This window comes from Sporosarcina sp. FSL K6-1522 (genome assembly GCF_038622445.1).
GTDB lineage: Bacteria > Bacillota > Bacilli > Bacillales_A > Planococcaceae > Sporosarcina.
Window position 1 is genome coordinate 301,938 of record NZ_CP152019.1, and the last position, 24,176, is coordinate 326,113.

General features: G+C 43.7%; 20 protein-coding genes and 1 riboswitch. Of the genes, 11 read left to right on the forward strand and 9 right to left on the reverse strand.

What is annotated here, in order from left to right; translation table 11 throughout:
- Positions 1-211: 211 nt before the first annotated feature.
- Positions 212-1,057, reverse strand: a complete 846-nt coding sequence (locus MKY34_RS01480; RefSeq protein WP_342513492.1) for a VOC family protein — start codon at positions 1,055-1,057, stop codon at positions 212-214.
- A 114-nt stretch (positions 1,058-1,171) separates the two neighbouring features.
- On the opposite strand from MKY34_RS01480, the gene MKY34_RS01485 reads away from it, so the two are divergent.
- Positions 1,172-1,504, forward strand: a complete 333-nt coding sequence (locus tag MKY34_RS01485) for a helix-turn-helix domain-containing protein (RefSeq protein WP_342513493.1) — start codon at positions 1,172-1,174, stop codon at positions 1,502-1,504.
- A 57-nt stretch (positions 1,505-1,561) separates the two neighbouring features.
- Here the strand turns inward: MKY34_RS01485 and MKY34_RS01490 are convergent, their stop codons facing one another.
- Entirely contained in the window at positions 1,562-2,092 is a 531-nt protein-coding gene (locus MKY34_RS01490; protein WP_342513494.1) for a topology modulation protein, read from the reverse strand.
- A 695-nt stretch (positions 2,093-2,787) separates the two neighbouring features.
- Here MKY34_RS01490 and MKY34_RS01495 point away from each other — a divergent pair.
- From MKY34_RS01495 to MKY34_RS01505, 3 genes are all read left to right on the forward strand, one after another.
- The gene (locus MKY34_RS01495; RefSeq protein WP_342515160.1) at positions 2,788-4,227 is read left to right on the forward strand and encodes an MFS transporter; all 1,440 of its coding nucleotides are present in this window, start codon (positions 2,788-2,790) and stop codon (positions 4,225-4,227) included.
- Positions 4,228-4,691: 464 nt separating this feature from the next.
- Positions 4,692-4,835 carry a hypothetical protein gene (locus MKY34_RS01500; RefSeq protein ID WP_342513495.1) on the forward strand — a complete coding sequence of 48 codons (144 nt, stop codon included), beginning with the start codon at positions 4,692-4,694 and terminating at the stop codon, positions 4,833-4,835.
- Between the two features lie 189 nt (positions 4,836-5,024).
- Positions 5,025-6,674: a DASS family sodium-coupled anion symporter gene (locus MKY34_RS01505; protein WP_342513496.1), complete on the forward strand. Its 1,650-nt coding sequence runs from the start codon at positions 5,025-5,027 to the stop codon at positions 6,672-6,674.
- A 152-nt stretch (positions 6,675-6,826) separates the two neighbouring features.
- On the opposite strand, the gene MKY34_RS01510 is transcribed toward MKY34_RS01505, so the two are convergent.
- The 4 genes from MKY34_RS01510 to MKY34_RS01525 all read right to left on the reverse strand — a co-directional run bounded on the left by MKY34_RS01510 (position 6,827) and on the right by MKY34_RS01525 (position 10,921).
- Entirely contained in the window at positions 6,827-7,999 is a 1,173-nt protein-coding gene (locus MKY34_RS01510; protein ID WP_342513497.1) for an MFS transporter, read from the reverse strand.
- A gap of 178 nt (positions 8,000-8,177) precedes the next feature.
- On the reverse strand, positions 8,178-8,381 hold the full coding sequence (tatA, locus tag MKY34_RS01515) for a twin-arginine translocase TatA/TatE family subunit (protein ID WP_342513498.1): 204 nt from the start codon (positions 8,379-8,381) through the stop codon (positions 8,178-8,180).
- A 66-nt stretch (positions 8,382-8,447) separates the two neighbouring features.
- A complete protein-coding gene (locus MKY34_RS01520) occupies positions 8,448-10,160 on the reverse strand; it encodes a GMC family oxidoreductase (RefSeq protein WP_342513499.1) in 1,713 nt (570 codons plus the stop codon).
- Between the two features lie 11 nt (positions 10,161-10,171).
- Positions 10,172-10,921 carry a gluconate 2-dehydrogenase subunit 3 family protein gene (locus MKY34_RS01525; protein ID WP_342513500.1) on the reverse strand — a complete coding sequence of 250 codons (750 nt, stop codon included), beginning with the start codon at positions 10,919-10,921 and terminating at the stop codon, positions 10,172-10,174.
- A 207-nt stretch (positions 10,922-11,128) separates the two neighbouring features.
- Between MKY34_RS01525 and MKY34_RS01530 the strand changes: the two genes are divergently transcribed.
- The 5 genes from MKY34_RS01530 to thiW all read left to right on the forward strand — a co-directional run bounded on the left by MKY34_RS01530 (position 11,129) and on the right by thiW (position 15,154).
- The gene (locus MKY34_RS01530) at positions 11,129-12,139 is read left to right on the forward strand and encodes a PQQ-dependent sugar dehydrogenase (protein WP_342513501.1); all 1,011 of its coding nucleotides are present in this window, start codon (positions 11,129-11,131) and stop codon (positions 12,137-12,139) included.
- A gap of 62 nt (positions 12,140-12,201) precedes the next feature.
- A riboswitch (TPP riboswitch) is annotated at positions 12,202-12,308 on the forward strand.
- Positions 12,309-12,401: 93 nt separating this feature from the next.
- Positions 12,402-13,193 (forward strand): hydroxyethylthiazole kinase, encoded by a 792-nt coding sequence (gene thiM / locus MKY34_RS01535; protein ID WP_342513502.1) that lies wholly within the window; start codon positions 12,402-12,404, stop codon positions 13,191-13,193.
- Entirely contained in the window at positions 13,190-14,023 is an 834-nt protein-coding gene (gene thiD / locus MKY34_RS01540; RefSeq protein ID WP_342513503.1) for a bifunctional hydroxymethylpyrimidine kinase/phosphomethylpyrimidine kinase, read from the forward strand. Before thiM ends, thiD begins: the two co-directional genes overlap by 4 nt.
- Positions 14,016-14,669, forward strand: a complete 654-nt coding sequence (gene thiE / locus MKY34_RS01545; protein WP_342513504.1) for a thiamine phosphate synthase — start codon at positions 14,016-14,018, stop codon at positions 14,667-14,669. Before thiD ends, thiE begins: the two co-directional genes overlap by 8 nt.
- Entirely contained in the window at positions 14,666-15,154 is a 489-nt protein-coding gene (thiW, locus tag MKY34_RS01550) for an energy coupling factor transporter S component ThiW (RefSeq protein WP_342513505.1), read from the forward strand. Before thiE ends, thiW begins: the two co-directional genes overlap by 4 nt.
- A gap of 51 nt (positions 15,155-15,205) precedes the next feature.
- Here thiW and abc-f read toward each other — a convergent pair whose 3' ends face one another.
- The 3 genes from abc-f to MKY34_RS01565 form a co-directional block, all read right to left on the reverse strand.
- Positions 15,206-16,882, reverse strand: coding sequence for an ABC-F type ribosomal protection protein (gene abc-f / locus MKY34_RS01555; RefSeq protein ID WP_342513506.1), 1,677 nt, complete (start codon positions 16,880-16,882; stop codon positions 15,206-15,208).
- Between the two features lie 515 nt (positions 16,883-17,397).
- Positions 17,398-17,928: a hypothetical protein gene (locus tag MKY34_RS01560; protein ID WP_342513507.1), complete on the reverse strand. Its 531-nt coding sequence runs from the start codon at positions 17,926-17,928 to the stop codon at positions 17,398-17,400.
- Positions 17,929-17,939: 11 nt separating this feature from the next.
- Entirely contained in the window at positions 17,940-19,118 is a 1,179-nt protein-coding gene (locus MKY34_RS01565; RefSeq protein ID WP_342513508.1) for a ParM/StbA family protein, read from the reverse strand.
- Between the two features lie 824 nt (positions 19,119-19,942).
- Here MKY34_RS01565 and MKY34_RS01570 point away from each other — a divergent pair.
- Positions 19,943-20,749 carry a YitT family protein gene (locus MKY34_RS01570; protein WP_342513509.1) on the forward strand — a complete coding sequence of 269 codons (807 nt, stop codon included), beginning with the start codon at positions 19,943-19,945 and terminating at the stop codon, positions 20,747-20,749.
- A 353-nt stretch (positions 20,750-21,102) separates the two neighbouring features.
- Positions 21,103-24,171 (forward strand): ATP-binding protein, encoded by a 3,069-nt coding sequence (locus MKY34_RS01575; protein ID WP_342513510.1) that lies wholly within the window; start codon positions 21,103-21,105, stop codon positions 24,169-24,171.
- Positions 24,172-24,176: the final 5 nt, after the last annotated feature.

Below are 24,176 nucleotides of genomic sequence, written 5' to 3' on the forward strand. Positions count from 1 at the left end.
TATCGCCAGAGTAACACATTTGGATCTAAAAGAGATTGAAAAGCTAAGGGAAACGCTTCAATAAATAGAATGTGGACACAGATACAACTAGAATTTGAAGAACACAAACGGCATCTATATCTGTCGCCGTTTGTGCTCTCTCTATAGAATGTATCAAGTGCATCTTCAAGTATATTCGACTTCAATACTAGGCCTCCGCCCCCATTGTAAGTTAGCCAACCCGCAAAATCATACGATTGCCAGAAGGGTCTTCCGTTACAAATCCACTTCCGTTAGATTCCACCTTTCCCCCGAGTGCCTCCACCTTCACAAGTGCCTCATTCAACACGTCTTCTGTCGGATAAACGAGCGCAAATGATTGGAGTCCAACACTTCCTGTAGCAGGCTTTGGCGCCCCTACACCATTCCACGTATTCAAGCCCAGATGATGATGGTATTTTCCATTCGACATAAACAACGCTTGTGGATAGTTCGTAACCACTTCAAAGCCAAGCGCATTGTAGAATTTTTCTGTTTCAGGCAAATGCGCTACATGTAAATGAACATGCCCCATAACCGTCTCAGCAGGAAGGCCATCCCATGTCTGGGCTGCACTTTCCGCAATAATACTTTCTCCATCTAGTGGATCCGTGCTCATTGCCACGTTACCATTATCCCAATTCCAAACACTCGGATCACGATCTGTATAAATTTCAATGCCATTGCCATCCGGATCTGACAAGTAAAGCGCCTCGCTCACCAAGTGATCCGAAGCTCCAAGCCGTACCTGAAGCTGGATGAAATGCTTTATAATTGCACCCAAATCAGCTCTTGTCGGCAATAGTAATGCGAAATGATAAAGCCCCGATTGATGTGGCATTTTCGGTGTAACATTTTCGGGTTGTTCAATAATCAGTAGCGGTGTCTTGCCATCCGCTGTTAGTACTGCTTTATTCGCAGCTTCCTCCAGTACTTTAAAGCCAATGATTTCTTGATAAAATTGAATCGACCTCTTTAAATCCATTACATTGAGATGTACTTCTCCTGTATAAATCTGTGGCGCTTTATGAAAATTCATGTGTATTCCTCCTATTAGTATTTTGGTAAGTAACTTACTTTATGTAACTAACTTTATATGTTACAATGATTATTGTCAACACATGAACATTCACACCAAAGGAGTTGCAATTATATGAACGAATTTGAACTGTGCCCACGCTTTGAAAAAGCTGTCTCTATCCTAAGTCAACGCTGGACTGCCCTTATTTTGTATCAGCTCATGACAGGACCACAACGCTTTTGTACAATGACGGACAAACTTGGTGTCAGCGGAAAAACGTTAACAGAACGGTTAAAAGACCTTGAACAACAAGGCTTTGTCGTTCGCACAGTTTATCCCGAAACCCCCGTACGAATCGAATATTCTCTAACTGAAAAAGGCATGTCCCTCACACCTATTATGAAAGAAATCGAAAATTGGTCGAAGACATGGATGACACAGGAGCCTGTTTTAAACGATGAATAAAGCCGATTGTCATCTAAACAATCGGCTTTTTACTACGTATAATCATTCCTGTTAATACTATTTTGCATAAACTCCTCTACGATACGTCGCTAAAAACCCCTCAATCTGCGCAGTTGTTGTCAAATAATGAACGGTCTTCCCTTGTTCTGCAAAACGCTGCATCCGCTCTTGCATCGTCTTTTTCCGCGTTCCATACGTTGTGACGATGAATTTTAAAAACGCCCAATCTATCTTCTCTTGGCAACCTTCTCCAATATCCTGCCGTGTTTTTCCATGGTATTGCACACGACGTTTCAACACACGATATAAACAGACGCGAAGCGGAAGTTCCATATAAATCAAGGTGTCTGCATGCGCTTCTCGGATAGGAAACGTCCCCGTATAATTCCCTTCCATAATCCACTGATCCTTTTCGACAACTTTTTGCTGCGCCGCTGAAAATTCTTCAGCCGAAGCCTCCACCCAGTTCGGCTTCCAATACAGTCGATCCAAATGCGTCACTTCAAGACCTGTCAACTCACCTAATCGACGTGCAAAAGTCGACTTGCCAACACCTGCAGACACGCCAACAACTAACACTTTATGCATTCCAACATCCTCTCCTCCCCGTGACCCCAAGCACTAAAATATGTATTTACAGCTCTCTAAAATCATTATACAGCATAATTGGTCGGATTTTTCTGTATTTAATCCAATACCCAAAAGACGAACATTAGGTATTGAATTCCACTCATTGATAGGATATATTCTAACTACCCTAATAAAATACTATGAAAACAAATAAATCGTTCGTATTTACTCACAAAAAAACCGAATGACAAGTTTGTTGCACTTTGATTAGCAGCACAAATAAATTATACCGCGATATAATTGTGTCCATACTTTGAATAAACGTTCACATTGGCACCTTTCAAAATTTGCGGTATCCATTGTGAGAGAATCTTGGTTTTACTGATGCTACTCGACTACGTAAGGGATTGGAAAAATGATACCACCAATTATTCTCATAATTAGCAATCATTTTAAAATAGAAAGCTACGTTTTTCTCCTTCACCCGGTCGCTTCATTATGCTAAAGTAAGAAAATATAAAATTTCGACAGACGAAAGAAGACTTTCATCTTGATTCAGCGGGTGTTCAAACACCCGCTGAATCAAGATGAAGCCTCCGGCGGATGTCACAGATTTTTTTAAAGAAAGCTTTTCGAGCAAGTTCGAAAAAATCTCGATGCAATTACGCCGAGGCGTAATTGATGAAAGCTGCTTTCTACATTTAAGGAGGATGATTATGGCTACAAACTATCAAGGTACAAATAAAATGATTACCGGGATTGTATTCGGCGTCATAACGTTTTGGCTGTTTGCGCAATCTATGGTAAATGTTGTTCCTGCCGTTCAAGAAGATTTAGGTGTTTCCTTGAGCATACTTAATATTGCAATTAGCTTAACGGCGCTCTTCTCAGGTATTTTCGTTGTGGCTGCGGGTGGGCTTGCCGATAAAATTGGTCGAAAGAAAATGACCTATTTCGGTCTTGTGTTGAGTATTATCGGTTCCCTTTGCCTCGTGCTCGCAAATGGTGCCACTCTGTTAATTATTGGACGGATCATTCAAGGGGTATCCGCCGCTTGTATTATGCCAGCAACAATCGCTTTAATGCGTGCATATTTTGAAGGCGCTGATAGACAGCGCGCACTTAGTTACTGGTCCATCGGTTCTTGGGGTGGTTCGGGTGTTTGTTCATTCGCAGGTGGCGCAATCGCCACGTATATGGGCTGGAAATGGATTTTTGTGTTCTCTATCATTTTCGCGCTTCTTGCGATGGTTTTATTGAAAGACACGCCTGAAAGTAAAGGAACGCAACAAAGTTCCGGACCCTTCGATTTTACAGGGTTAGTCGTCTTTGTCTTTACAATGATTGGACTGAATGTCGTCATTACACGCGGTGCTGATTTCGGTTGGACAAGTCCACTGACAATTGGCTTAATTGTTGCAACAGTGATTGGGATGCTGTTCTTCATTAAAGTCGAAACAGGCAAATTACATGCGCTCATCGATTTCAATCTATTCAAAAATAAACCATACACAGGTGCAACGATTTCCAACTTCTTATTGAATGCTGTTGGGGGGACACTTGTTGTCGCGAATACGTATGTCCAAGTGGGTCGCGGATTTACAGCGTTTCAATCAGGTATGCTATCGATCGGTTATTTAGTTTCTGTCCTCATCATGATTCGCGTTGGGGAGAAAATTTTACAAAAATCTGGTGCAAGACTGCCAATGGTTGTCGGTTCCATTCTGACGGCAATCGGAATCGGGACGATGGCATTGACGTTTTTACCAGACATGGCGTATATCGTCGTAGTTTTTGTTGGATTTATCCTATTTGGTACGGGACTTGGTATGTACGCAACGCCATCCACGGATACTGCGGTATCAAGTGCGCCTGAGGATAAAGTTGGTTCTGCCTCAGGGATTTACAAAATGGCAAGTTCACTCGGAGGATCCTTCGGGGTTGCAATCTCTGCGGCTGTGTACGGTACATTGATGCACTCCGGCAATATTGAAAAGGCTGCTTCTGCTGGTATTATCGCCAATGTGATTTTCGCGGTACTTGCGCTCGTTGCCATCATGTTTTTAGTACCAAAAGCAACAACAGTACCAGCCTCTCAAAAAGCGAGTGCTCCTACTGGATTTGCGAATCCTGTGAATGACAGTAGTCGTTGATGACAACACGCCTAGATTAGGATGCTAATCTAGGCGTGTTTTTATTCCCATGCAATTTACTGCTGCACAACTGCCGGTTTGCGCTGAATAGCTATTTCATATATATGAACGGATTTCGGTGTGTGATATGCAATAGAAGCCCGTGTATTACATGTTTTAGCTACCCACAATTATTGTTTTCAGACTTCTCCTTAACACAGCTATAATATACAGCCCAAACGGCTACTGCGTTATTATTTCCCGGGAAAGTTTAAAATCTGCAAATTCAATTTATCACTAACCAATTATAAAGATTGAAGTACTTGACCGCCCCATAGCTAAAACAACGGGATTCTTTTTCGCAAAAATTCCACTTACACTCCTTTATGGAACAATCTTCTTGGCCGCTTTTTGAGTAGGTTACCCGAAATCGGGGATAGTAACAAGGAGTAAAAATTAGACGAGTGAGGAGGAGGATTTTTCATATGCAGAAAATGGCGATGGCAGCACTCGGACTTGGCGCAGCTTATTTAATGAGAAACAAAAGCGCTAGAGATAAATTGATGAAACAGGTAGAGTCGTTCGCAGGTACACTTCCGATGAAAAACGGTTCACAAAGCAATCAATAACAGACTATTCGGTTAATAAACCGACATCCTACGGGGTGTCGGTTTATTTTTTTATAAATGTTTATTCTTTAAAATTAGAACTTGTTGAAAGTTTGAAACCTTAGTATAATGTGAAGATTCGTGCCTTGGTTATCATTTCCACCGTGGGGAGTTTTATGCACGAAAAAATGTACGATCAGGAGGAATACAATGCTTTTAACAACATGGAACAGGTTATGGACGATGCATGACCAAGTAAAAGATATGTTCCGATTTTTCTTCAATCCCAATTCATCTGAAATGGCAAATGGCGGCGGAAGCACTAGTCCGTCTACAGATGTCAAAACAGAAGGTGGCGGACGAGATCCGCGTAGTTATACAAAACCTCAGCTAATTGGACTCTTATTAGGACCGATTCTTTTCGCACTAACATTACTATTCTTTAATCCTGAAGGTCTTTCTCCTGAAGCGAAAGCCGTTTTAGCAAGTACGCTATGGATTGCAACTTGGTGGATTACAGAAGCGATTCCAATTCCCATTGCATCTTTACTACCACTCGTCTTATTCCCGTTAACGCAAGGGTTGGATATGCATACAACAGCGTCTTCTTACGGCGACGAAACGATTTTCCTCTTCATGGGCGGATTCATGATTGCCCTTGCGATGGAAAAATGGAATTTACACCGCCGGATTGCACTGACGATTATTTCTGCGATTGGAACAAATATGGATCGTATTGTCCTCGGCTTCATGGTTGCAACTGGTTTCCTCTCTATGTGGATATCCAACACAGCAACGGCTATGATGATGGTACCAATTGGCCTCGCAATTATTTATCAGGTATCAGATGCCTTGAAAGATGACCCTAGTATCGATACATCTAGACAAAATTTTAATTTCGGTAAAGCATTAATGCTTGGAATAGCCTATTCAGCTTCACTTGGAGGCGTCGCGACTTTAATCGGGACACCGCCAAACACACTACTCGCGGGTGCTATTAATAAAATGTATGGCATCGAATTGTCTTTTGCTAAGTGGATGCTCTTCGGTGTACCACTTGCCTGGTCATTTATTTTCATCACTTGGTTCTATCTCGTCAAGCTTGCCTTCCCGTCGAAGTTGAAAACATTACCGGGTGGAAGAGCCGTTATTGATAAAGAAAAAGCAGAGTTAGGGCGTGCTTCCGCAGAAGAAAAACTTGTTTTCACGATTTTCATTTTGGCAGCGCTCGCATGGATTACACGTTCTTTCTTACTGTCAAGGTTCATCGACGGACTTAGCGATGGCATCATTGCAGTCATTTTCGCCATCCTGTTATTCATCATCCCTTCCGTCAATCGAAAAGGAGATCATTTGCTTGATTGGGAAACTGCGGTGAAATTGCCGTGGGGCATTCTTCTATTATTTGGCGGAGGGCTAGCTATTGCTTCAGGCTTCAAAAGTTCAGGGCTGTCTGAATGGATTGGATCACAGCTAATGGGACTGCAAGGTGTTAGCATGTTTGTGATGATTTTACTCGTCTGTGCGCTCGTTCTTGCCTTAACAGAAATCACGTCAAACACAGCGACCGCCTCTATGATGTATCCGATTATGGCTTCACTTGCAGTTGCACTCGGTATACATCCATACGCATTGATGATTGCTGCCGGTGTTGCTGCATCATGTGCCTTCATGTTACCCGTTGCAACGCCGCCAAACGCGGTTGTTTTCAGCTCCGGCTACGTACGCATTACAGATATGGCAAGGGCCGGTTTTGCGCTGAATGTTTTCGGTGTCATACTCGTTACGCTGGCGATTTATTACTTATTGCCGCTCGTATGGGGCATTGATTTAACTGTCGTTCCGGAATCATTTAAATAAAGTAGAACTGGAAAATGCTTTGTACGACGGCTGGCTCCGTACGCACAGTTGAAGCTCAATATTTCGCGCTTCGATAACGACTTTGCGCGGTTTGCATAGCATACCCATTTACACCCAGTTTATTAATCCGTAAAAAAGGAAGAACAGCACCTTCACGAGGTCACTGTTCTTCCTTTTTTCATAGTCACGATTCCAATATAAATGACAGGAAGAATCGCCGTAAACCACACCAGGCCCGTCCACCCGATTATTTCCCACAAAGGGCCGAGTAACGTACTCCCTGCGGCGACTCCTACATAATACGACACGAGATACAAACTCGAAGCACTTCCTTTATGATGCGTCGCTTCCCTACTCACGGAAGCCGCTGTCAATGAATGAGCAGTGAAAAAACCGAGGCATGTTACACATAAACCAACTACAATGACCACAATAGACGCACTCATCGTCAACAAAATCCCAAGCGATAAAACGAACACGCCGACAATCCGGATTTTCTGTAAGCCAAACTTTCCCGCTAGCCAACCTGCAATAGGTGAACCAATCACGCCCAGTCCATACGCGAAAAACGTATAGGAAATTGCTTCAAGCGACAGTGAAAATGGCGGTGCTGATAAATGGAACGGTAAATACGTCCAAATACCTGTGAAGGATAGTTGTAAAACAACGCCTAGACCAAAGACGAGCAGTAGCGCTGGATTTTTCAAATGATACAAAAAGCCCTCGATGTCTTTCGTAAAACTCGCGCGGCTTGCAGTAAAATTGCGTGATCTTGGTAAAATGAATAAAATAGCAATGAACACAACTGTCCCGATAGCTGCAAGTATGTAAAATGCAATCTTCCATGAAAAATGTTCCGTTATATATCCCGTCAACACGCGCCCAATCATCCCGCCCAGAGCATTACTTGAAATATAGAGCGCCGTTGCAACACTCGTAAATTGCTTATGAATCTCCTCACTGATATAGGCCAATGCAGCGGCAGGAACACCCGCAAGCGCGAATCCTTGGATAAATCGTAAAATGACAATCAACAGAAATGAATCCGTAAGCGGCATAATTAAAAAGGGTAACGCAGAACCAATTAACGATAATTTAATATACATTGCACGCCCATTCCGATCCGAAAAGAACCCAAGGACAACCAAGCCGATAATCAATCCCATAGTTGTCATCGACAATGACATACTCGCATAGGATACCGGAATCATAAATTCCTGCGTAAACACTGGTAGAAGCGGCTGCACAGCATACATCGCAGCAAATATAAACATCGAGGCGAACCCCAAGCCTAAAACAATTTGCCAAAACTGAACATCTTTCATTGAATACCCTTCACACAGCAATGCACCACTTCCCATTCCGAATGTTATACTTGTTCATACGCCCAAGTATAACATTCAAAATAGAGAATTTTCATGCAAACCTTCCTCGTAGAGTCACAAAAAAACCGCCAAGGAACTACATCTCTTCCTCAACGGATCTTTTGTTATTCGCCATTGCTTATAGATCAATACGCTTCTTCTCTGTTTCCTTTGGGGCTGCTACTTCTTCATCATCGATAATATCCCGTGCTGACTTCTTAAATTCTGCCAGCGTCTTCCCTACTGCCGCTCCTACTTCGGGCAGTTTTCTTGGCCCGAATAAGATAAGGACAATAACAAGGATGATGATCAAACCCGGTACGCCAATACTCGCCAAACTCATTGTCTAGGACTCCCTTCCTGTATCAATTACGCCCCCATAGAAATGGGAGGCTTCAGCTGAAATAAGTTATACAAGTGATCCGCCATTTTTACTGTATTTCACGATGCCTTCAGCCGCACGATAAGCGAGTGCACCAACCGTTCCCGTTGGATTGTAACCACCATTATGCGCAAAATTCCCGGCACCTACGACAAAGAGATTTTCAGCATCCCAATGCTGTAATTGTGTGTTGACCACACTCGTATCGCGATCTGCGCCCATAATCGTGCCGCCTGTATTATGCGTCGTCTGGTACGGGACAATGTCATAATTCGTCAATGGATTCCCCGGCATCACCGTCTTCGCACCCATTTCCTTCATAATGGCCGCAGATTTCTCCGTCAAATACTTATGCAAGTTTCGATCCTGTTCTGTGAAATTGTACGTCAACTGAAGCAACGGAACGCCGTACGCATCTTTGTAATTCGGATCGAGCGACAAGAAGTTTTCCTTATGTGGAATGGAAGCACCTTGGCCACCAATACTCAATGTGCGCGTATAATTGTAAATCGATTGCTTCTTAAATTCCGAACCCCAAACAGGCGTATCAGGTGGAAGCGGGTTAGACGCAATCGGCCTCACACCTGTTTGCGTAATCGACATGCTCGCTCCATGGATGAAATCTAAATCTGTATGATCGAAATTGTCACCATTTAAGTCATCAATCGTCATCCCTAGTGACCCGGCACCCATGAAGACGTTCATTTGCTCGTCAAAGAAACCTGTTGCGCCTGGTAATATTTGATAACCATAGTTTTTGCCTAATGTTCCTCTACCAGTATCCGGATCATACATCTCTCCGATGCCCGACACCATGAGTAGCTTGGCATTATTCATCACATAACTTGTAAGCACAACCACTTCAGCCGGCTGGATAAATTCTTCGCCTGTTTGCGTGTCGATGTACTTTACGCCTGTTACCTTATTGCCTGTTTTCATTACTTCCACCACATTCGCATGAAAACGGACATCGTAATTGCCTGTTTTTTGTGCAGTTGGAATAACTGTCACCTCGGCAGTCGTTTTCGCACCGTATTCGCAGCCAAAACGCTCACAAAAGCCGCAATATTGGCATTGGGCAAGCGATTCACCATCTGGATTGGTGTAGGCTTCAGATAGATTAGCCGATGGTAGCATAAACGGCGTGTAACCGAGCTTACTTGTTGCCGTTTCAAATTTTTTCAGAATCGGTGTTTTCTTCATCGGCGGAGTCGGAAAATCAGAAGTACGCTTACCCCAGAAAGGGTTTTTGTCTTCTCCAGAGATGCCCGCCATCTTTTCAAATTTATCGAAATAAGGCTCTAGCTCATCGTATGTAACACCCCAATCTTGCAGCAAATAGTCACTGGAGAGCTTGTCTTTCCCATATTTCTCATCTGTTAAGGTTTTGATTTCAAAATCATACGGTAGAAAACGCCATGTATGGCCATTCCAATGCGTACCCGAACCGCCGAGCCCTTCACCTAGCAGAAACGAACCCATCTGTCGCATCGGCAGTGCACGCATTTTCCGATCATTTCGAAACGTAATCGTTTCCTTCGCCAGATTTTGCATTAAATCATAACGCATCGCGTAACGAAACTCATCATGAATTAATGAAAAATCCGCCGTCCCTCTCGATTTCCCTCGCTCTAACCCAATTACTTTCAATCCTGCCTTGGCACATTCCGCACCAATGATTCCGCCACCCCAACCAACACCAACCGTCACGACATCTACTTTTTCCAATGTTGTTACCATATAATAGCCCCTTAATGTTCCATATTGCTTAGCGATTTCAGATCGTATTTCATGAATTTTTCACTCTCAATATCCGCCAGATAGGTCATTTGATTGCCCGGGAAATCCTTCATACGCCATGCTTCCATATTGATGTTGCCGTTATAAATCGGGTCCGCATAAGCTCCTTCTAGCGTCGCTTGGCGAAGAACCTTAAAGAAGTACTCTGAAGATACACCTCTCATCTCCACTTCGTTCTTTTGGAATGCCGTAATGATTTCATCCATCTGACTACCTTCAAGCTGGACGAATTTTTTATCGAAGCGTTTTTTTGCTTCCTCTTCCATCTTCAAAATACCTTGCCGAAACATTTCCGCTCGCGTCAAACTACTTTGATAGCCTTGCGTAGATTCCCCGGCAAAAAAAGGACCTTGCATATACTCCTTGACGTTACTGCCATAATTCCCTGCTAACTGGTTGTCGATGAAATACGGTACACCAAGTCCGATTGCACCCGGCCCTAGGTCATCCTCTGGGAAAATCCGTTCAACAGCCTGAGACAATACATTGAACTCGGCCATCGTTTGAAAAAACATCAGGCCTCGATTGTTCGCAACTTCATGCGTCTCACCACCACCTTTCGTTCCCGCAACCTTGCCTTCCTTTTTGACGTTATAACCAACAAGGCCACCAATGAGCCCCCCTCCTACAAGAGCTCCTGTCGCCACACCAGTCGTCTTGAGAAAATCCCTTCTCGATAAACCTTTCTTGTCATCCGCCATCTCTCGTCCTCCTTTACTTCGTCAAATACGCTTACTAGGTGCTTCCGCGCCATTTATGTCGTTATTCATAGGGTTAGCCTATCTAGCCTAAAGCATGCCAATCCTATCCAACTTTCATACAAGTACTTGCAATTTTTTCAACGCCCCTCTCTATCTTCAACACAAATTCCGTTATATACTGAAAAAAATGCGTGAGGAGGATTCGTTATGAAACGTCTTATCCTATTGTTCCTGCTATTGCTTGCTACAGGCTGTATAGCACAAGAGCAGCCCACTTCAGGGCCCCCTCTCTATCAGGCTGAAAAAGTAGCAACGGCACTCAAAGCACCTTGGTCGATTCAACACGTAGATCAGACCTTTTTCATCTCCGAGAGAGCTGGAGCCATTGTAAAAATTACTCAAGATGGACAACAGCTCCGTGAAGACGTCCACCTCTCGGCACCCCTAGCATCCGTCGCTGAATCAGGATTGCTCGGCTTCACGTTAAAAAAAGATTTCCCAGAATCGCATGAGGCGTTCGCCTACTACACCTACGATAAAGAAGGCACCCCCATCAACCGCATTGTGACGTTGCGTTACGATGGAACTTCTTGGCATGAACAAGCTATCCTGCTCGACAATATCGAATCCGGTCCTGTCCATCACGGCGGGCGACTGGCGCTCTCTCCTGATGGTGTATTGTACGCAACGATCGGCGACGGAGCCACCCCTGAAACAGCACAAGATCCCGCATCCTACAATGGGAAAATCATTCGCTTCACCCCCAACAATACCGTCGAAATCGTTAGCACTGGGCATCGCAATCCGCAAGGACTCGCCTGGGATAAAAACGGACGATTGTTTGCATCCGAGCATGGGCAATCCGCAAATGATGAAATCAACCAGATTGAAACAGGCAACAACTACGGTTGGCCCATTATTGAAGGTACTGAGACGGCAGTGGGTATGCAAACACCGCTTCTGACATCCGGCTCCAACGAAACATGGGCCCCCTCTGGCATGACTTTTCATGATGGATTATTGTACGTTGCCGCACTGCGAGGAGAAGCCATTCTCGTCATTGATCCTCAAAATGGCAAGTTGCTACAAGAAATTGAGGGCTACGGCCGCATTCGAGACGTCTTTTCAGACGGCGAGTCGCTGTATTTCATCACAAACAACACAGATGGACGTGGGCAACCTATGGCAGATGATGATGCGCTGTATAGATTGAATTAAATGAATATCCCCTTGCCAGCAACCGAAATTATGGTATAGTGGAGTTGAAAATTGAATTATATTTTTGCCACTAGGGGTGTCTTCTGTAAGACTGAGACGCATATGCATATGCGGACCCTTGGAACCTGATCTGGATCATACCAGCGTAGGGAAGTGGGACCGCGCCGATAATTTGTTAACCAAACCATCATGGCCGCTTCCTAACTACGTTCAGGAGGCGGCTTTTTTGTTTTCAAAAATTAGGAGTGGAGGAATGAATCACATGACCCATCAACACCTCGTACAACAACTACGCGAGCAACAACCACTCGTGCATTGCATCACTAATATCGTTGTGGCCAATTTCCAAGCGAATGGACTGCTAGCCCTCGGGGCATCCCCCGTCATGGCAGATGCAGTGGAAGAAGCTGCGGAAATCGCAGCGATTGCCTCGTGTACCGTATTAAATATTGGCACACTCAAACAACACACCGTGGACGCCATGCTATTGGCAGGAAAAAGCGCTAATGAGTACGGCGTTCCCGTTGTGCTCGATCCGGTCGGCGCAGGTGCAACTAGCTTCCGTAAAACATCCGTCTTACGCATCTTAGAAGAAGTAGATGTCACACTCATCCGTTGCAATGCGGGCGAACTTGCGGCCATCGCAGGTGTGCAATGGCAAGCAAAAGGCGTCGATGCAGGCGAAGGCGATGCCGATTTGACTGCACTTGCGGAGCAGGTTGCTAAAAACCATCACTGTATCGTCGCCGTGACAGGTGTCAGAGATATCGTCACCGATGGCCAAGAGACAATTCATATTACAGGTGGTCATCCACTTATGTCTCGCATCACTGGATCAGGCTGTCTACTGAGTTCCGTAGCGGGTGCTTTTTTGGCAATGGCAGCTGGCAAACCGCTAGAAGCAGTTGCCACCGCCTTAACTTTTTATAAACAAGCCGGAGAAATAGCAGCGGCACAAGCTTCAGGACCTGGTGATTTTCAAACTCACTTTTTAAATGCGCTGTATGCGTTAGACAAACAGGATATTCATCAAAATGGAGGTGCGATCGTATGACAAACGTTGCCATGACAATAGCTGGCTCAGATAGTGGAGGCGGCGCAGGCATTCAGGCCGATTTGAAAACATTTCAGGAATTGGGGGTCTTCGGCACATCCGCATTGACTGCCGTAACAGCACAAAATACGCTCGGCGTCCACGGCGTCTATCCGATTGATGCAGATGGCGTCACTGCGCAAATGCGCGCAGTACTCGACGATTTCAATGTGGGAGCAGTAAAAACAGGTATGCTCTTTTCGGCTGAAATCATTCGAGCCGTGGCAGAGACACTTCGGGCATATGCATCACCAACGCTCATTATCGACCCGGTCATGATTGCCAAAGGCGGTGCTTCACTGTTATTAGATGAAGCCGTGGAGGCATTGAAAACGGATTTAATTCCATTAGCAACGGTCATTACACCGAATATTCCAGAGGCCGAAGTATTAGCAGGCATGCCAATTGAGACAGATGCAGACGTTGTCAAGGCTGCGGAACGCATTTTGCAGTTAGGCGCAAAGGCAGTCGTTATGAAAGGCGGGCATCGTCAACAGACCGCCTTTGCAGAAGATCTATTTCTTGCGGCGAACGGTGAGCGCTATACAATCCGCTCCGAATGGATTGACACCAAAGATACGCATGGCACGGGCTGTACATTTTCTGCAGCACTGACTGCACGAATCGCACAAGGCATGCCGATTGCTGATGCTGTAATCGATGCTAAACGCTTTATCCAAGCGGCGATTGCTGATGGGCTAGATCTCGGTGCTGGACATGGACCGACGAATCATTGGGCATATAAGCGCGGTGGCGAAGTTGCACAGAAAGAAGGCGTAGTCATTGATTAAACAACAATTGCAGTTGTATTTCATTATGGGTAGTAACAATGTGGCCACGTCCGATCCATTGGAGGTACTAGAAGAGGCATTGCATGGTGGGGTAACCTGTTTTCAATTAAGGGAAAAAGGACCTGACGCTTTAGTCGGCGATGAAAAACAGCGTTTCGCCGAAGCATGCAAAGCACTTTGTCAGCAGTATCAAGTGCCCTTTATCGTCAATGACGACGTGGATTTGGCAATTGCAGTCGATGCAGACGGCGTGCATGTTGGACAGGATGATGAAACAGCAAAAAGTGTGCGCGAACGCATCGGAAAAGATAAAATTCTAGGCGTTTCCGTGCATAACGAAGAGGAAATGCGAACAGCTATCGCAGTCGGTGCCGATTATGTTGGCATGGGGCCTGTCTATGCTACTTCGTCAAAAGCAGATGCAAAGCCCGTCTCCGGAACCGTTTTGATTCGTGAGATGACGGCATCATATCCCGACTTACCAATTGTCGGCATTGGCGGCATTACAGCGGCGAACTTTGCACCCGTTTTAACAGCAGGCGCGGCAGGTGTCTCCCTCATTTCAGCTATTGCTTCCGCTGAAGACCCTTATGGGGCTGCTCGGCAGTTTAAAGACGCCATCCAACAGGAGGTTCAACTATCGTGACTACACGCAAAATGGTCATCATGACGATGTTCGTTGCCATTGCAGTAGCCGGCTCTACCTTTGTTTACTTTCCAGCGGGTATCGCGAGGGCTTATCCGATTCAGCATGCTGTCAATGTCATCGCAGCCGTCATGCTCGGCCCCATTCCAGCGGTCATCATTGCTTTTCTAACTGGACTCATTCGCATACTAACAGGCACGGGCTCATTACTCGCATTTCCAGGCGGTATGATTGGCGCGTTACTTGCTGGTATTCTTTATAAATATTTCGGCAAAACGTGGCTTGCAGCCGTTGGGGAAATGGTTGGAACCGGCATCATCGCCTCACTACTTGCAGTCCCCTATGCAAAAATACTGATGGGCACAACGGCTACAGCCTTCTTCTTCATGCCGCCCTTTTTGGTATCGAGTATCAGTGGTGCATTGCTCGGCTTAGTGCTCGTTGCACGCTTACAACGCACACAAATTAAACAGCTATCGGTATGATGAAATAGCAATGGCTGCCTACATAAATGAGGCGGCCATTGCTATGCATACCTATTTCCCAGGAAATTCTCTTAAGCGCCTACTCAATTCATTAAAAGTACGATCCAACTCTGCATACTTTGCATCTCCCGGTTTCATCAAACTCAACTTCCCTAACACAGCTTGCAACTCCGTTTCCAAACGCAAGCGCTCCTCCGCCGTCTTTTCTGGTTGGACCGCAGTTCCGCGCCCTTGCCATTCCTGAAAGGTCAGTGGCACTTTCTGAATAGTTCCCTTGTCAAACACCAGCAGCCCATCTGCTATTCGTTCCGTAAAGTAACGGTCATGCGAAGCAAACAACAATGTCCCCGGGAACGTCTCCAACGTCTTTTCCAACTCTTCTCTTGCAGGTAAATCCAAATGATTCGTCGGTTCATCCAAAATCAAGACATCTGTCCCTTCCAGGATAAAACGCATCAACTTCACTTTCACACGCTCACCCATACTTAGTGCGGACAATGGCAACTTCCAATGCCCTTGTGTGAACCCAAGATTCATCAAATTCGCCCGAATCATTCCTTGCTCCTCAAACGTATTAGCATGAAAATATGCTGCCATCGTCAACTCATCCGGCAAATCGAGCACCGTCTGACTCAAATAGCCAATCGTCATCCCTGCCGTCTTCCACAAATCACCGTCATACGTCTCTTCCCCAAGGATCATCCGAAACAGCGTCGATTTTCCAGCACCATTTGAGCCCACAAGGCCAATCCGTTCCCCTGCTTGCATGGTAAACGACACATTTTCAAACAACGTATGCTCACCAAATGCCTTTCCAACCTTCTTCAACTCCAGTACCCGTTTCCCCTTTTTCTTCTGCCCTTTGACGTCAAAAGACACACTCACTTCATCTTCTGGTTTGTCGATACGCTCCTTCTCCAACTCCCCCTCCAACCGCTTGCGCTTCGAGCGAATTTGCACATCACGCTTTTTCGCCTTCATTCGGAAGTATTCCTTCCCTCCCATCATTCCTCCGCCTTTTTTCGTCGATTCCGCGTGTGCTTTCGCCGACCAATCCCCTAACGCATCAAGCTGCTCTTCCACCCGCGCAATCTTGCGCTGTTGCTGTTCATAATGCTTCTGATGAGCTTCCCGATCAGCAGCTTTCTTCTTGCGATAATACGTATAATTCCCTTTGTATACCGTCAACTTGCCATACTCAATCTCAAAAACGATATCCGCTGTTTGATCTATAAAATACCGGTCATGTGACACGATGATATACGTGCGCTTATCCTTCTTAACTAGCTGAATCAACTCTTCCAAGCTGTCACTATCCAAATGATTTGTCGGCTCATCCAACAACACTAGCGAACTCTTTTCAGCAAACGCAGCAGATAGGCGCAACTTCATCCGCTCGCCACCACTCGCAGAATCGTACACGACCCGTTCAGGTACTTTCCACTTCTTCCGATACAACTGCGTCTCTGCCTGTTCCCAATCCACCCTACTTTCAACTTCCTGTTCCTGCCTAAAATACGTTACAGACGGCGCCTTACCATTCCAACTAATCAAACCCGATGTCGGTACATGCTCTCCTGCCAACAATGAAAGTAACGTCGTCTTCCCCGCACCATTCGCCCCAACAATCGCAATGCAAGCCCCTTCTGGAATATCAGCAGACACCCTATCGAAAATCACCGTTTCACCATGCACAACGGATAACTCATTTAACGTTCCTAATAGCATAGCCATTCCTCCTCAAACAGAGGGACAAAAAATCCCTCCGAAATCATAATCGGAAGGATTAGTCGCTACATATCCACTGTTAATTATGCCACCGCATAATTGCTGTTCCCTAAAAAGCCCGTTGCATGCGCAAAGAGCAAGGAAATGATGTAAAAGTGGACAGACTAATCCTGTTTTCCGTTTAAATCAATTACGCCTTGGCGTAGTTGCGTCCGGATTTTTTTCGAGTGAGCTCGAAAAGCTCCCCAAAAAATCCGTGACATCCGCCGGAGGCTTTATCTGAAATTCAGATAAAAAATTCAATTTCTCGGAATCAAAGAATTAGTACTCCATCGTCCACCCATCATTCCTTCCTCTTAAAGTTATGGATAGTATAACATGCTATTCAGTCTATTGAAACAAAAGTACAGGACACCTTGACATCGCGCACTCTAGAAAGGAGCACAATGACCTATTACTACGTTAGCAAGTAAATCAATCACAATCGCTTCCCACGCAGGTACCCTATCAGTCTGTCATTTATTCATTTGCGCAAGGAAATCCCCCAGTGGGTCCATTTCATCCGCTTCTTCAGCAAGCTTACTCTGTGTTTCTTGCACTTGCTGCCAATCGAAACCGTCGAGGTCATCATCATTCACAACCACACGAATTGGACGTTCTTCAAGAACCTCCGTTTCCTCAGGAAAATGAAAGGTTTCTTCATCCACTACAGTCTGGCTATTCAGTGATGCCAAGAGAGTCGCCGTGCGAACGGGATCGGCTAGTAGCTGATAGACGACGCTTCCTAGGAGCGCCTCCGAATGCTCGTGCTTCAGCCAATCTCGTTGCGCTTTCGTTAGCCCCTTTGGCAATGGTATCGTGATCGCTTCTCTATGCTTTAAAAGTGAGTCATTGACACCATCGATAACAAATTCGGCAATTTTACTGGAAAAGTTGCGCCGTTCGACTTCTTTTAACTGTTGCAACTGCTTTAATACATGGTCAGATGTATCGGATGGGATACGAAATGTAATTGGCTGCCCTCTTTTTATTCCTGTTTCTGCCACAAGCTATCACCCTACTTTGCTTTCACCAGTTTCTCTTCTTGCTGGTGCACTTGTTGATTTTTTTTGGCGAAATCTGAAATTAATTTATAATACGCATTGGCCATCATCCAAACACTTTCTTTTTCATCCTCAAAGAAGTCGATGTTGTAGCCATCTAAACTATTATTGAGCGCTTTCAAATAGTCTTTCAAGACAAGTGAGCCACCGCCGATGAAATAGCAAATTTCCGATTGCGAGTTACGCTGCCAAACGTTGCGTAAATGACGATATTGCTTTTTCGCTAAGTCCAACAACACACGATCTACAATCTCATGAACGCTTGTCCGACTCCCTTTTACCATAATATGATTACGATTACTTTTGCGTGTAATGATTTCGACAACATCTAAACGGCTGTCTAGCTCCACACCATGCCGCGCATAAATTTCTTCACGAATAGTATCCAATGACTCCGAAACGCCTAAATTGAAGCCCTGCGCCTTGTCGTCATCCACTTTGCGATTTTTAATAACCGCCACATCGGTCGATAACCCACCAATATCTTGGATTAAAATCCGCTTATCAATCAGTTCTTTATTAATAATATTTAACTGGTTGTCCATCACGAGGTTAATGAACGCCGCAAAGCCTTCCGGATACACCTTCACTTCTTCAAACTTAATATTCACTTTCACCCCTTGGTATTTGGGCGTCACTAAAAACTCGACTTGGTGAACAGATCCAAGCAATTGCGAACGGTAACCCACGTCCTTGCCTTCTTTTACTTCCCTTAACGGTAGCCCTGTGCCAAGTGTATACGTAGCTTCTATCACATTATTTGAACGTTTAAATACGGCTTTATTTTCATCGCGCGCTGCATCTAATGCCAGCGCCGCAAATAGCATGACCAAGGTTTGATCCTCTTCAGACTTATTGCTGCCTGGATCTAACTCCGTGGAGTTCACGCTTTTTGTTGCCAAATTCCCAACACGGTAAATGCGATTGTTATCGTTTAAGATCGGAGAGTGTAAACGGAGATGAATGCCATCTGTAGGCTCTTGGTTGTTTAATTCTTCAATACCGATAATCGGGCGATCTGCAATATCCTGAGCAATCACGTTCGGGATATTAAGCTCGAATTCTAACTTACCAAAAATTGCTTTCAACGAATCGTTTCCTACATCAATTGCTGCAATACGAGTTTCCGCCAAAAAAATCATCCTCCTCATTATTCGATCCTGCCATTCAAATATTACTGGGATTTTGTGGATTAGTCAATCTATTCTGTCAATGTTTACATAGATGTAATATTGTATCTAAAATCGTAAACTTGTGTACATACGCGTATACCTAAGTAAATGCTGAATGTGTACATGATTGTACACTTGTATACGCTAATGTGTACCGATGTATACAATTACGTGTACATCACTGCGATAAACGTATACATATATCGCAATCATGTATACATCGATAAACGATCGTAAGATACCTCTCCCCCCCTACCAACCATCGAATAAATCTCCCAATCTAATAGATACTTCCTAACGCATATGAATGCTTTAATTATTTCCAGAATTGGTAGAATAAAAAGACTCCTAAACAAGAAACAACTAGCTGCGCAGAAGGCCCGCTACCTACCAGTACAAAGGGAAAAGTACATGTTGACACCTCTATTTTTCTCTGCTAAATTTACATCTAATCAATTAAAGTCGAGGACGAGGAAAAGGACAAAAAGAACGCTGTTTTTAAACATATCGACTAGCGTCGATGAATAGCTCTTATCCCAAAATCCCCTCCGAGATGCAAAGCTAGCGTTTAGCAAGCTGCGACAGCTTTCCACCGTTATATTGGAATACATATGGTAGATGCATAACTTTACTTTTGAAAAAACACCAAAATATGGATGATGTTACGCATACAAACTCGTCCCTTTGTTGAGGGGCGGTTTTTTATTTATCATAATCAGCTAGAGATCCGTTTATCCGATTTTCGTCACCCTTTCGCATTTTTTTTAAAAGGAGACTCACTATTCATGAAAAACTTAATTGTCGTCATTGGTTCGCTCATCATTGCCTTTGCATTTAACTGTTTTCTTGTACCATTCGGAATCTTGAGTAGTGGAATTAGCGGGATTGCGATTTTACTCGGGCTCATCACTCCTTTTAACACAGGTGCGTTGAATCTCGTACTGAACCTACCTTTAATTGTTTTAGGCTACTATAAACTCGGTAAAACGATTACCATCAACACGATGGTTTGTGTCGCTTCACTCTCGACCTTTTTATATGTAGTCCCTGTCGTCGCTCTTACAGACAACATCATGCTATCCACAGTGTTCGGTGGCGGAATTGGTGGTCTTGGCGTTGGTCTTATCCTAAAATACTCGGGAACTTCCGGCGGTTTAGATATTATCGCGATTATCGTTTCCAGAACAACATCTTTCAGTGTCGGCCTTCTCCTCACGGCTATGAATGGCGTCATTGTCCTACTATCAGGCTTTGTATTTGACTGGGAAATCGCATTATATACGATGCTTTCTATCTATATCACAGGTAAAATGATCGATACGATCTTCACTGATCACGTCAAATTGACGATGCAAATTGTCACGACAAAAGGTGACTTAATCCGCAATGAGCTACTGGGGTCCATCTATCGTGGAATTACGATTACAGAGGGCTACGGGGGCTATACGCAGGAGAAGAAGGACATTTTAATGATGGTCGTCACACGCTATGAAACGTTGCATGTGAAAAAGATTGCGCGTAAGCATGACGAAGATGCGTTTATTAACATTTATGAAACCGTTGAGGTGGATGGGAAGTTTCATGTGAATTAAATACCCCTTAACCTCTCATTTCCAACTATTCAATTTATCAAAAAGGCACCTGATTTAAAACAGCACAATGTTGTTTCAAATCAGGTGCCTACTATTTTCTTATCGATTAATAATCACTCCTTGTTTTTTCGACAAGAAGTCCGGAAATACTTTACGAATAGATCGCAAAAATCCGCTCCCATTTATCCTCCCTGACAGCCACTGCTCATCTACCTATTTACCAATACTTAGAAGACATCGTGTCACACTTTCGATATGATAGGATACAGGTGGGAAAAGTGTATAAATAGAGTAGATGGTTTAGGCACTCGCTCTTTTCACTTTTATTTTCTAGTAAAGGAATGAAATCGATCATGGTCAATCATAACCCTATGAGCCAGAGAAAGATTTTCTTAATAATTAGCTTAGTGTTTCTTGTATTAATCATTTTCCGGATTGGCTGGATCACCTATTATAAAATCCCCAACCATCCAGAGGTAGAAAATGGCGTAATTGATTTGAGGGATTGGGCATTTAGTGGCAATCAAACAATCACCCTTGATGGTGAATGGGCGTTTTATCCAAACCAGCTTTTAAAGCCTACGTCAGGACAGCTAGCAGAAACTGATTACAACCAAAATTATATTTATTTACCAGGGAACTGGGATGCGTTTTCACATGACGATACCCCCGTTAATTATGGGACGTACCGGGTAAAAATCTTACTTCCCACTCGTAACGACCAACTATACGGGATAAGGATTAAAGATATTTCATCAGCTGCTAGTATCTATGTGGATGGAAAGCTAATTACGAAAGTGGGACATCCTACGGAATCTGCCCATCAATATAAAAGTAAGTTGGGTACATACAAAGCTTTTTTTCGTACAGACCGTAAAGAAATCGAAATGACCATTCATGTGGCGAACTATGAAAATGCTCACGCGGGAGGTATTACACGTTCCATTAAATTAGGAACGGAAGAAGCGATAAATAAGGAAGTAAATTTATCAAAAACTATGCAATTGTTAGTAGCGATTATCCTAATCGTGCATAGCTTGTATGCTTTCGGTTTATATTTCATGAGCAAACATAAACTTCAAAAAGAACTCATTTATTTTGGTTTATTACTTATTTTTGCTTCTTTTTCCATACTAGTAGATGAAGATAAACTATTAACTAGTGTATTACCTATCAATGCAATTTGGTCTCTTAAACTTATCTATCTATCTTTTGCTGGAACCGTGTATTTCATTCTCAAATTTATTAGGCATGTCTTTAATTTAAAAAGCCCTATTTTCCGATTACTATTCACTTTATATGGAACATTAACGCTTCTCCTAGTGATTGTTCCGTTTGAATACATCGTATATGTCGGCTATAGTATTATGCTGTTAAATGCATTTTCATATTCATATATTTTCGTCCAAGTCCTAAGAATTATTAAAAACGGCAATACGGATGCAATCTATATTTTGCTTGCTAATACTGTTAATTTATTTAATGTTTTGTGGGGTATTGCAATCAATGCAAATATGTTAGAAATTCCTTATTATCCGCTTGATTATTTAATCGCAATAGCCGCTTTTGCTGGTCTTCTATTTAAACGACATACACGTGTCATTCATTTAAATATCCAACAAACGAAGGAACTGCAAAAAGCCGATAAGAAGAAAGATGAGTTTCTAGCGAACACCTCTCACGAATTGCGCAATCCGCTTCACGGAATTATTAACATCACAGAAACTATTTTAAATGATGAAGCGGAGTCTTTAACAACGAAGAACAAGGATAATTTGAAGCTACTTGTTCGTTTAGGTAAGCAGATGTCATTTACCCTTAACGACCTTCTCGATATTACACGATTACAGGAACAGAAAATTCGTCTATATAAAGAACATGTAAACCTACATGCAGTTACTGCTGGAGCACTCGATATGATTCGCTTTATGACAGAAGGTAAAAGTCTGCAGTTGGATTTAAAAATCCCAACCTCTTTCCCTCTACTAGATGCCGATGAGAATCGTGTCATTCAGATTTTATTGAATATACTACATAACGCGGTTAAATTTACGAACGAAGGATCTGTGACAATAGATGCCTCTCATAAAAATGGTGTCGCAACGATTTATATTCGGGACACGGGTATCGGAATGAGCGAGGATACGCAGCAAAAGATTTTTCAACGCTATCAACAAGAAGATGCAAGTATGACATCTATGGGAAGTGGCATCGGATTGGGACTCGCCATTTGCAAACAGCTAGTAGACTTACATGGCGGGGAAATCTCCGTAGCATCTACTCTTGGTAAGGGAACTGTTTTCTCGTTTACCCTTCCACTAGCCCATGTCTCCATGGACAAAACAGCAAGCAAGTTGGAAGTCGCCTCTTCCATTCATACAGAAGAAAAGCCCAGCTCATTAGCGAATACTGCTCCTTCCACGTTCAAAACAAAGGATAATAAGGCGAAAATAATAGTCGTAGACGATGACCCTGTTAACTTACGAATTTTAACAACGATGTTAGACTTAGAATATGAAGTCATCACAGCAACAAATGGGAGAGATGCATTAGCACTAATTGATACGGGCGAATGGGATTTAGTTATCTCCGACGTCATGATGCCCCATATGTCAGGCTACGAATTAACACAAATGATCCGGAAGCAATTTACCATTTCAGAATTACCGATTTTACTGCTCACTGCACGCAACCAACTTGAAGACATCAATGCAGGGTTTCTTTCCGGCGCGAATGATTATGTTGCAAAACCAATGGATGCATTGGAACTAAAATCCCGCGTGAAGGCATTAACCAATTTAAAACAATCCATCCATGAGCAACTTCGAATGGAAGCGGCTTTGCTTCAAGCACAAATACAGCCGCATTTTTTATTCAACACCTTAAATACCATTGCATCCCTAGCCGAAATCGATCCCGCACGAATGATTGAGCTACTTCGCGAGTTCGGGAATTATTTACAGAGAAGCTTTGATGTTCATAATACACAGACCCTTATTCAGTTAGAAGATGAACTACATCTGACCCGTTCGTACTTATTTATCGAAAAAGAACGATTTGGCAAACGGCTGCATATCGAATGGGAAATCGATCATGATACAGATGTACAAATTCCCCCATTGTCGATTCAACCCATCGTCGAAAATGCAGTGAGACACGGCGTTCTTAAACGCATAAAAGGCGGAACCATTCGTATTCAAATAAAAGTCTACGAAACATACACTGAAATCACAATCAGCGACGACGGTGTGGGAATGGAGCCAGAACGATTACAAGAAATTCTTACAAGCGAGGCTAGTGCAATCGGTGGCATCGGTATCGCAAATACCAATCGGCGGTTAAAGAAATTGTATGGAAAAGGGTTAGAGATTGTAAGTGTGATTGACGAGGGGACTACCATGAAATTTCAGATTCCTAGGTGAATTGA